We start from the raw sequence: 9670 nt of genomic DNA on the forward strand, positions 1-9670 counted from the left end.
CAGCAAGTATGAGTTTTTTTCGTCACTCTGAGTGAAGAAACCTTTTTACTTTTTGTGAAATCATGCCGGAGACACAGCATCGGACCATCTTTTTTGAAGAATGGGGGCATTTTACAGAAAAATATCTATGGAGAAAACCGCAACTGTCCAATGAGCTCCTGATGTGATATGCTCTACCTGTATTTAGGCCAGATTTCGCCAGGTCGGAGATTACCCCCATAGGCCCCTTGGGGCCTGTGGAGACTCGTCCATATCCTAAATACCTAACATCGACACAAAAACCGCAGTTACCTACTTCATAGGGAACTGCGGCTTTTTTTGTGCAAAAAACGAAAGGAGCTCTTAGTTATGAATGAAAACCTGTTCAGCTTCTCCGCCATCTCTGGTCAAGGGGATCAACCTAAATTCGATTCTACGGCATTTGACCTTGGAAGCGATGTGAACGCCCCTCCACCCCCTGCTGCTGCTGTGCCTCCTGCCGCTCCGGCCCCTTCTGCCGCTGCGCCTGTGGCAAACGCTCAAGCCTTCGCCGCTGCTGCGCCTGTGATGACTGCTCCGGCTCCTGCCGCTGCTGCGCCCATGGCGACTGCTCCGGCTCCTGCCGCTGCTGTGCCCATGGCGACTGCTCCGGCTCCTGCCGCTGCTGCGCCCATGGCGACTGCTCCGGCTCCTGCCGCTGCTGCGCCCATGGCGACTGCTCCGGCCCCTGCCGCTGCTGTGCCCATGGCGACTGCTCCGGCTCCTGCCGCTGCTGCGCCCATGGCGACTGCTCCGGCTCCTGCCGCTGCCGCGCCCGTGGAGACCGCTCCGGCCCCCGTCGCTGCAACCACAGATACGGCCAACAATATGGTGCTGTTTACCCCTCACGCGCAGGGAAGTGATGAGGGTGAAAACCCCCTGCTGGCAATGATGGATATTCAGGAAACAAAGAACATTCAGGCTGCTAACACCTCGCTCTTCGCGCAGCTTCCCCAGTTCTCCTACAACGGGACTACGGAGGTCATTGAGAATTTGGATCAGACCTTTGAGGAACTGCGGGAAGCCAAAGCAGAGGACTTTACCGAGCTTGAGGAAGCTGCAAGCGTCACCTGGAACATTACTTACGGGGCTGTTACGAAAAAGGTGGCAAAGCCCAAGAAAACCAAAATTGGAGAATTAAAACGGGAAATCGAAACCTCGAAAGCATTTCTGGATGGGCTGAAAAAATCCACGACTAAAAAGCCGGCCTGTATTGTTAAGCCGTCTGTCACCATGAAGCCGAAAGGGATTGCCCTCTACAAAGGTGTGTTCCTTACGATGGAGGAGGCCGAGGACTCCGGGAAAACCATTACGTTCATCCCTTCCGGTGATGGACTGGTCTATGAGCGTCGGGTGACGGAAGCCGGTGAATTTGTGACGCCTGCCTCGGAGGTGAAACTGTTGAACAAAATTATCCCTGGCTTTGTATCGGCCCTTCCACGCATACCGTATGCCCTCTTTTCACAGGCGCTGGCTCTGTTCCGCTATATGATGGATGCCAGAGAAGACGGTACCCCTTTGGAGGCGCTGGTCCATATTTACTGGGATAAGGAAGATGAAAAGTTCATCCTCCATGTTCCCCGTCAATCTGTGGGCCATGCGATCGTTCTTCCTGATGTGGGGGAGGAGCCGTTAGACAGTGACCGATATATCCACTATGCGGATCTCCATTCGCACAATGACATGGACGCCCGTTTTTCTGCCGTGGATGACCGGGATGAACGTGCCAACCGGATTTACATGGTCGTCGGCCACCTAGAGAACTATTTCCCCGATCTGACGGTTAGGATCTGCAATGGAGGCACACACTGGCTCATCCCCGCTGATACGGTCCTTGAGCCGTTTCCGACTCAAGAATTTCCTCACAAGTGGCTGGAGCGCATTCAGATGATGGATGACGCAGAGCGCCCTGACAGTGAGTGTTTTGACATGGATGAAGTCTGGGGGAAGGCCGCATGATTTTCTCAAAATCCCGCCCAGTCAAAATCGTTTTGGTAGGGACCGGCGGCACCGGAGGATACATTGTACCTCAGCTTTACCGCCTGCTTTACGCTTTGGACCGGCCGATTCGGGTCATCCTCTGCGACGGCGACCTGGTTGAGGAGAAAAACCTCGGGCGCCAGAACTTTATTGAAGCGGATCTGGGAAAAAACAAGGCAATGGTCCTGGCGGAACGGTATTCCAACGCCTTTGGAATCGAAACAAGCTATATCCCACAGTATGTCGAGGATGAGGAGATGCTGGAAGAACTGCTGGAGCCTTTGCAGTATCCGCAGAACAGGTATGTTACCAATCGGAATGGCGAAGCTGTACAGGAAGTCATATCGGAAATTGTGATCCTGATTGGGGCGGTGGACAATAACCGCTCCAGGCAGGTCTTTCACAATGTTTTTCAACGCGCAAAGGAACTGATCTATATAGACTCCGGGAACAGCAAAGCAAGCGGACAGGTGATCTGTGGTGTTCGGCGAAGCGGAAAGACCTTCTATCAACCGGTTGCCAGCCTGTATCCCGAAGTTCTAGAGCAAACGGATAAGTTCCCGACAGAACTCTCCTGTGCGGAGGCGTCGATCTCCGCGCCGCAGACCATTGCTGCCAATCTGGCGGCGGCAACCATCGTGACGATCCACATCTACAATATTCTGGCGGAAGGGAATAACCATTCCGTCGGGAAAAGCGTTTTCTCCACCAAATCTGTCAACATCCAATCCTTCAAGAAAAATGTGAAACGGAGGAAAGCCGCATGAGGGCAGTCAGTGTATTCCCCCTGGATGAGTTTCGTCTCGCACTGAAGAAAGTATATGGAGCAGCAGCGCCCAAAGGGCCATTTACCGCATTATCCCAGGCAACTTTATTTTTCAGCCGTAACTCCTGTACCATTGCCTGCTGCAATCTCAACCAATGGTGTCAGGCGACGATCCCGGCACAGGGCGATGAATTTTCTCTCACCCTAGATGATACGCAAAGACTTCTGGATGCCTGCGCTTATTTTTCTGGTGAGCTTCATCTGGAATATGAAACTGCCGAGAAAAAGCCGCACAACTGTGACATCCCCTACAACCAGGCGCGTTTTTCCTGTGGAGGGCGTGAGATCCATCAGCTGGTATTCGACAGCGATCTCTATCCGCTGCCGAAAGAGTTTCAGCCGGAGCAGGTCTATCAGATCAACGCTGGAACTTTTTTCGGCCTCTTCACTCAGGTCCGGCACGCTGTTTCCTCGGACACAAACCGCCCCTGGAGCTGCTGCGTACAATTTACGGATCACAGGATGTACGCGCTGGACGGATATAGGCTGAGCGTCCGAACGATTCCGGACTTTGAAGCAGCCAAGCCGTTTCAAATCCCGGAGGAAGCGATGGAACTGCTGAGTGTTTTTGCTGATGAGGACTGCACCCTGTCGATTGGCAGGGAGTGGCTGTCCGTTCAGAATGATTCCAAGCGGCTGATTACCCGGGTACCACCATTGGGCGGTTTGAAACTGGACTCCACCATTCCGACCATCTTCACAGAGGAGCGCTGGATAGATGTGGAAGGTACACGGAACGATGTGAAGTATCTTCTGAAAATGGAAAACAAAAAATTACGAGCGCCGCTCCGCCTTGGTGACGGATGGCTTTCCGTCCGTGGAAATTCCGGACTGTACCGTGCGGAATTGAGGATGGAGCGCCCTCCCGCCATTGTGATCGGCTACGACCCTCGCTATCTGCTGGATGCCTTTGACGCATTTGCAAAGCGTGGCATCAAAACAGCCAGGATGAGCTTTACAAGTCCGGTAGGGCCCACCGTGCTTACGGCTGACAACGGCTTTACCGAACTGATTCTCCCGGTGCGTCTGAAGCCTGAAGAAGCTGCCGCCTGCATCCCCCCGCGGAAACAGGCGGCATGACACAAAACAAAAAACTGGAGGTTGCACATCATGAAAACCTTGTATGTTCCCAAAGGAAAAACGCTGCATTATGAGCGCCTTGAGTGCCAGACAATTATCGCGGACGGTACACTGGTGGTTGATGGCGCTGTGAGAGCAAAGCATATCACTGGAAAAGGGCTGCTGGATGCAGGCTCTGTTTATTCTCCCACAGTCTCTGTTCGGGATCTTGACACGGTGAAGGTTGTGTGTGACCTGCTGGCCGCAGAATATGCCCGGGCGGTTGAGGTCATCGTTTCAAGCTCCGCTGTGGTGTCCCGCTATTTAGAGGCCGAGTATGTGGAGGCCAAGAAGCTCACCGTCAACAAACACCAGATCAGCGAGTTGCGCGTGGGGGAGTTTACCTATCTGCCGGAAAAAAAGCGGAGTGTGATCGGCGCCCTGCTGTCCGGATTCTTCCGCAGGTTGTGGCTGTCTATAAAGCACCGTACCCCGATCGACGCGCCTTACAAACAGTCATCCCCAAATGTGGAGGGGGAGAGCGGTGTGAAGGAGACTGGTACCACCGCTCCAGTCGATTCCGCAGAAGCAGGCAAGGTTGGAGAAGCCACTTCGCAGAATCAGGAGCTGATGAAAGCATTCCTGGCCAGAGCGGGAAAGGGTGAAGACCGGCTGGCAGACGATTTCGACTTCCTGAAGCTCAAAGCGATGTATGTACTCTTAAAGGATGTCGGATATACCATCCATCTGAAGCCTGTGACTGCTCCGCCGTCCCCGGCGTACCAGCGCGGAGACGGACAGGAGGCGGGCTCGAAAATCGAACCTGTGCCTGTTACGGAATCTGCAGAGTGCAGCAATGCGGCGTAAGGCTATGAGGGTACCCGTTAGCTATCGGAGAACGGAAAGCGTCTCCATAGGCGGAAAAGTCCGCATTCAAGAGCGGTATGCCTCCGGCTATCTGGACGCCAGCGGAACATTCCGCCTCACATCCTACTGCATGTGCAGGCGTTTGGCTCCATTGGAGGCCCCAGCCGTCAGCCAGGCAAACTGCACCGAAAAGCATATGATAACTGACGCCGCATAGGCGTGCTCAGGCAGAGGGCCGTGACAACTGGTTACGGCCCTCTCCTGTGTATCATGTGCAACACAATATCCAGGGATGGACATCCGCTGGCCGGACTATGGAAGATGGAGGTTATACCTGTGATCTTCCTGCCGCATGACTACCATCAATCCATGAAAGGACGAAGCCATGTTAAATCATGTTGAAGATTCATCTAGTGTCAAGGGAAGTACAGAAACACCAGAAGGTTTCGACCAAAACGGGCAGCGCTTCTATGTGTTGGACCGGCTTCAGGAGCAAGCTACCAGAATCCGCTATCTACTCGATACCACCGTATTCTTCCGTAATCAGCTGGAAACATGCCAGGCTGCCGGCAACGCTGAGGCCGCCCAAAGCGCTTACCTGTCGCTTTCGTCAGGCCGGCTTGGGATCGCCAACGGCGTGAGATCTCTGAAACCCATTCTGCTGGAGCTTGAGCATCCCGCCGCTTCCATCTGTGAAGCACTGGTCAATCAGATCTCATCGTTTGAGCTGATGACAAGAGATTACTCCAAATTCTCCGGCGTGATCAGCCGCTTTCTTGACGCGTTGCCCAGTTACCATACTGTTGACGCGTCTACCATCGGTCGCCTGATGAATCATGTCAAGTTAGGGCATTATCCAACCGATTTGGCACACGTGGGCTATCTGGAGCGGGGCATCGCTTTTCCGGATAAAACAGTCAATCTGCTGGACCCATGCTGCGGAACTGGGGACGCGGTGCTGCGCCTGACCCTTGGCCATGACAGCCGGTGCTACGGCATTGAACTGGATGAGGAAAGGGCCGGACTGGCCGAGCAAAAGCTGTTCCGGGTTGCCTATGGGGATTTTTTCAGCTCCTATGTGGGAAACAGATCGTTTCATGCGATACTCCTTAACCCGCCATATCTCACAGTCACACTTGGCTGCGGGCTGAGGGGACGGGACGAAAAGCGATTCCTGGTCGAATCATTCCAGGCGCTGGTCATGAGCGGCCTGATGATTTACATTGTCCCCTATTATCGAATGACAGAAGACATCTGCCAAATCTTCACAGATAATTTTTCGGATATATCTGTTTATCGTTTTCTGGATGGCGAATTTGAAAAATTCAAGCAAATTGCTGTCCTTGGGACCCGAAAGCCGCGGGAAAGCGATGAAGCTGCCAGCGCTGGACTCTACACAGCTGCGCTGCATCCTGAAGCGCTGCAGACGCTGGATCAGCTTCCGGAAGGGCGCTATCAGCTTCCAGATGCGGCATTGGACGTGAAAATTTTTCGAGGCTCTGTATTTAATGAATCAGAGCTGGCGCATCAGCTTATGGCCTCCCAAAGCCTGGAGCGTCTGATCCAAAAGGACGGGCAGGCACAGGAGATGGGGCGACCCCCGCTCCCCTTATCCATCGGGCAGGTGGGGCTGATTGGGGGCTCGGGCCTAATCAATGGCCTGATGCAGTGTGACTGCCCTCATATCATAAAAGGGCGGATCATCAAAGAACGCCATGAGCGGAGAGAAGAAAATCATTCTGAACGAGGTGAACTGGTTTCTACAGATGTGATTGAAACCATCACCAACCGCATGGTGTTCAATGTCCTCACTCCCACGGGATTTCGATCCCTGGTATAAAAAATTCAGGAGGGTTGAATATGCAGGACAAAAAGTATCTGGCAGCCGTTGTGCCGCTGGATCTGCAGACCCGGAAGCAGATTCAAAGCGGGAAAAACCTGGACATGATTCGGGCTGCGGTCTGGTCCGAAACAGCAAAAAAACTCACGCCGCTGCTCGGCTCTGTGTGCAGCCGGTTTCTGCCGGCTACACAAGCCTGGTCGATTTGCAATTATCGCCCCTTTGGCGTCATGCTCGGCGGAGTCGCGGCTGACATAGAGGATATGCTTTTGTACTACGCAAGGGCACGGCTGGAACAGATGAAAGAGATGGAGGCACGGCAGCAGCGTCTGATCTCTCGGGGGGAGACACTGTTGAACGAATCTCCCATCCAGTCCCTGAATATCACAGTGGTTTCCATTGACAGCAGCGATCCGGGAACTCGGAAGGAACTGGAGCTGGCGCAAAAGTTTTTCAGTGGGGATGTCTCCGCTGCCGCCGGGATCTACTATCTGGGCTATAACTGCAACCAGATTTCTGAATCTCAGGAGGAACAACTCCTTGAAAATCTGCAGGAATACGCCTTGTGTGTGGCGGAACTGCAGGAGCTGGAGGTGGCCTGATGGCACTTTTCCTGGATTTGGAGAGCCTGGCCAGCCTGCTGGACGAGGAGCCGGAAACCGATGTGGAAGCGAAGGAACAGGAGCCTGTCAACTCCTATTTGCTTCAGGAGATTTTGCCGCTTCTGGAACAGGGCCTTTATCCGCGCTTAGCAGACATCGACTATGATGAATTCGAGTGCTATGACCCATCGGTACTGCTGGGATATGTAGAGGAAGCTGGGCAAAGGATGTGGAATCATGGAGAACTCATACATAAAATCCAAGAAATCCGCCCTATATGCCGCGCCACATTTGTGTGACGGCAGCTAGAAACGACCTGTTTTATGAGGTGATTATGTGATTGAGATTGATGAATATGAGATGGACGGCATCGCAAAATTACTCCATGTCGCGAAGCGGTTTGCGGACCGCGGGCGGCTCGACCTTCTGTTCCAAGCCGGCGGAAAGGACACCATTTTGTCCGCTGAGACTTATTGGGAACTCGAATATGAACTTCCCTGCCTGATTTTCGAGGATGTGACAGTGCAGTGCCATCCGGAGAACGACCGGCGCATGCTCATAGAACGGACCGCCTATATTATGCGGGACAGCATTCTCTCCCGCTTTGACCAGCTCTGCCGGGAATACGAGGCGGTCCGGGGGATTCTCCCCATCGAGAACCCATTCGCGTCCACCTTGGAGAAGGCTGTCAGCCGCGCCTTGAGCATGAACAGCTATTCTTATGCTTACTGTCTGTACGACAGCCTGCGGGATAAAAAGGGCCCAAAGCTCGTCCTGACAGTCGATGATGAGTTTGAAGCATACTACGATATTCCGGACGCGCTGTTCAGCATACTGGATGCATGTGAGGACGGAATTGACCATCTGGAGACTGAACTGGCCCGCCTGAAACGCGAAGCGGAGGAAAATAAGCGGAAGGTCATCGCCTTTCCCAAAAAGAAAAACGCCCGCAGGAGAAAGGAGGCAGCCTGATGGAAGACCGCGTATCCATCCACTTTTCTGTGGAGGATGGGATCATCGAAGTGGAACAGAAAAAAGGTCCTCTAATCTCTCGAAAGGAAATTTCGCGGGATCAGCTTCTAAATTGCTTCCGGAAAAGCGTCTATATCAGGGAAGACGCACCGCCTGTCCTGTCTTCCGGGTTTCTGCCATTGAATACCCTCGCTGTCAGGCAGACCAAGAAATCCATCAGTGTGGTCGTATGGTACCCCCGTCTCCGTGCGGACCTGTCGCTGTATAAAACGCAATATCCGGATTTTCCAATCCCCCGCCTTGTCTTCGGTTTTTCAGTCGGGGCCGCAGACGGCGCTGTGAGCGCATGCCGGATCGGAGTGATCGCGGATGAAACGCCGACACCGGATACCATTATGTATCACTATCCATTCAGCAATGTTGATTCATCCGGCAGCCTGTGTATCGGGGCCAACACGCTCCCCAAATATAAGGAACTGCGAAAAGCAGCCGGTCTTCCTGCATTGCTGCTTAGCATCCCCAATAACTTTGACCGGTTTGATCCGTCCGACAACCAACTGGGCCTTGACTATCGGGAGCTGATGCAGCACTTGAAGGACAAAGAGCCTGCATACTACTATACCGATATTTTGATCCCCAATGGACAGACGCTTGCCAATTTTATTCAGTGCATGTGACGGCGCCGACAACTGACTTCAATGGAGGCGATGTGAATGTGGCAAAAATCACCGGAAGAATTGCGCGCTGTACTCAGTGCCCCATTTTCCAGTTCCGATATTGAGTGGCGGGTTTCCGCCACCAATGCAGAAAAAACCAAGGGACTGGCCGTGCCCTACGTCACCAATCGCGCCATCCAAAATCGCTTGGATGATACCGTAGGGATAGACGGCTGGTACAACGATTTCCGCCCCTGGAAAAACGGCTCAGCCCAGTTGTGCGGAATTTCTATCTTTTTCCCACAGCTTAACCAATACCTGACTAAATGGGACGGGGCCGATGACAGCGAGTTTGAATCGGTCAAAGGCGGCCTTTCTGATTCTATGAAACGGGCTGCGGTTGAGTGGTCGATTGGGCGCTACCTCTATGGCATGACTCAGGTATGGGTCACGATCCAAGTTACCAATGGTGGGAAGAAGGCTAACGCCAGGATTCGTGAAGAGGAACGCTCCCGGCTGGACCAGGCCCACGATGAATGGGTGGCATACCTGCTGGCCAAAGAGCGGGGAGAAAACCCGCCGAGGCCAAAAGCTCCCCCACCGTTAAAAGCCCAGCAGGGCCAGGGCAGACCGCCCGCACAGTCCCAGGGCCAGTACCAGACGCCCCCACAGGGCGCTCAGCAGCCCCCGCAGCAGGGCCAGGGCAGACCGCCCGCGCAGCCCCAGGGCCAGTACCAGACGCCCCCACAGGGCGGTCTCGAAAGCCCGGCGCCGGGCCCGCGCGGCGCGCCCGCGGCGCGGCAGGGGGCGTCGGCGGCGCCCCCACAGGGCGGGCGGGGCTGCGCGGGGG

Annotated in this window: 10 protein-coding genes and 1 pseudogene; 10 read left to right on the forward strand and 1 reads right to left on the reverse strand. The window is 54.1% G+C overall.

Annotated features, from left to right (window positions below; genetic code table 11):
* Positions 1-348: 348 nt before the first annotated feature.
* The 10 genes and pseudogenes from Q0Y09_RS12505 to Q0Y09_RS13295 all read left to right on the forward strand — a co-directional run.
* Entirely contained in the window at positions 349-1977 is a 1629-nt protein-coding gene (locus Q0Y09_RS12505) for a hypothetical protein (protein ID WP_297722298.1), read from the forward strand.
* Positions 1974-2765, forward strand: a complete 792-nt coding sequence (locus Q0Y09_RS12510; protein ID WP_297722301.1) for a ThiF family adenylyltransferase — start codon at positions 1974-1976, stop codon at positions 2763-2765. The genes Q0Y09_RS12505 and Q0Y09_RS12510 overlap by 4 nt, the downstream gene beginning before the upstream one ends.
* Complete coding sequence (locus Q0Y09_RS12515) at positions 2762-3904, forward strand: DNA polymerase III subunit beta (RefSeq protein ID WP_297722304.1); 1143 nt, start codon at positions 2762-2764, stop codon at positions 3902-3904. The genes Q0Y09_RS12510 and Q0Y09_RS12515 overlap by 4 nt, the downstream gene beginning before the upstream one ends.
* A 30-nt stretch (positions 3905-3934) precedes the next feature.
* On the forward strand, positions 3935-4750 hold the full coding sequence (locus tag Q0Y09_RS12520) for a hypothetical protein (protein WP_297722306.1): 816 nt from the start codon (positions 3935-3937) through the stop codon (positions 4748-4750).
* 385 nt (positions 4751-5135) lie between these two features.
* On the forward strand, positions 5136-6590 hold the full coding sequence (locus Q0Y09_RS12525) for a DUF6094 domain-containing protein (protein WP_297722308.1): 1455 nt from the start codon (positions 5136-5138) through the stop codon (positions 6588-6590).
* Positions 6591-6610: 20 nt separating this feature from the next.
* Positions 6611-7192 (forward strand): hypothetical protein, encoded by a 582-nt coding sequence (locus Q0Y09_RS12530; protein ID WP_297722310.1) that lies wholly within the window; start codon positions 6611-6613, stop codon positions 7190-7192.
* Positions 7192-7491: a hypothetical protein gene (locus Q0Y09_RS12535; RefSeq protein WP_297722313.1), complete on the forward strand. Its 300-nt coding sequence runs from the start codon at positions 7192-7194 to the stop codon at positions 7489-7491. Before Q0Y09_RS12530 ends, Q0Y09_RS12535 begins: the two co-directional genes overlap by 1 nt.
* Before the next feature lie 37 nt (positions 7492-7528).
* Positions 7529-8164, forward strand: coding sequence for a hypothetical protein (locus tag Q0Y09_RS12540; protein ID WP_297722316.1), 636 nt, complete (start codon positions 7529-7531; stop codon positions 8162-8164).
* Positions 8164-8841, forward strand: a complete 678-nt coding sequence (locus Q0Y09_RS12545; protein WP_297722319.1) for a hypothetical protein — start codon at positions 8164-8166, stop codon at positions 8839-8841. The genes Q0Y09_RS12540 and Q0Y09_RS12545 overlap by 1 nt, the downstream gene beginning before the upstream one ends.
* Before the next feature lie 36 nt (positions 8842-8877).
* Positions 8878-9273: pseudogene (locus Q0Y09_RS13295) on the forward strand (Rad52/Rad22 family DNA repair protein); the annotation flags it as partial.
* Positions 9274-9423: 150 nt separating this feature from the next.
* Here the strand turns inward: Q0Y09_RS13295 and Q0Y09_RS12550 are convergent.
* The coding region (locus Q0Y09_RS12550; protein ID WP_297722321.1) for a hypothetical protein at positions 9424-9670 on the reverse strand (247 nt) is incomplete at its 5' end.

Source organism: Intestinimonas sp. (assembly GCF_026169115.1).
In the GTDB taxonomy this organism is placed as follows: Bacteria; Bacillota; Clostridia; order Oscillospirales; family Oscillospiraceae; genus Intestinimonas.

Excerpts from the sequence above, each read along its gene's own strand:
- Q0Y09_RS12515 (WP_297722304.1), top strand. The coding sequence starts at position 2,762 with ATGAGGGCAGTCAGTGTATTCCCCCTGGATGAGTTTCGTCTCGCACTG.
- Q0Y09_RS12505 (WP_297722298.1), top strand. The coding sequence starts at position 349 with ATGAATGAAAACCTGTTCAGCTTCTCCGCCATCTCTGGTCAAGGGGAT.
- Q0Y09_RS12510 (WP_297722301.1), top strand. The coding sequence starts at position 1,974 with ATGATTTTCTCAAAATCCCGCCCAGTCAAAATCGTTTTGGTAGGGACC.
- Q0Y09_RS12545 (WP_297722319.1), top strand. The coding sequence starts at position 8,164 with ATGGAAGACCGCGTATCCATCCACTTTTCTGTGGAGGATGGGATCATC.
- Q0Y09_RS12525 (WP_297722308.1), top strand. The coding sequence starts at position 5,136 with ATGTTAAATCATGTTGAAGATTCATCTAGTGTCAAGGGAAGTACAGAA.
- Q0Y09_RS12520 (WP_297722306.1), top strand. The coding sequence starts at position 3,935 with ATGAAAACCTTGTATGTTCCCAAAGGAAAAACGCTGCATTATGAGCGC.
- Q0Y09_RS12530 (WP_297722310.1), top strand. The coding sequence starts at position 6,611 with ATGCAGGACAAAAAGTATCTGGCAGCCGTTGTGCCGCTGGATCTGCAG.
- Q0Y09_RS12535 (WP_297722313.1), top strand. The coding sequence starts at position 7,192 with ATGGCACTTTTCCTGGATTTGGAGAGCCTGGCCAGCCTGCTGGACGAG.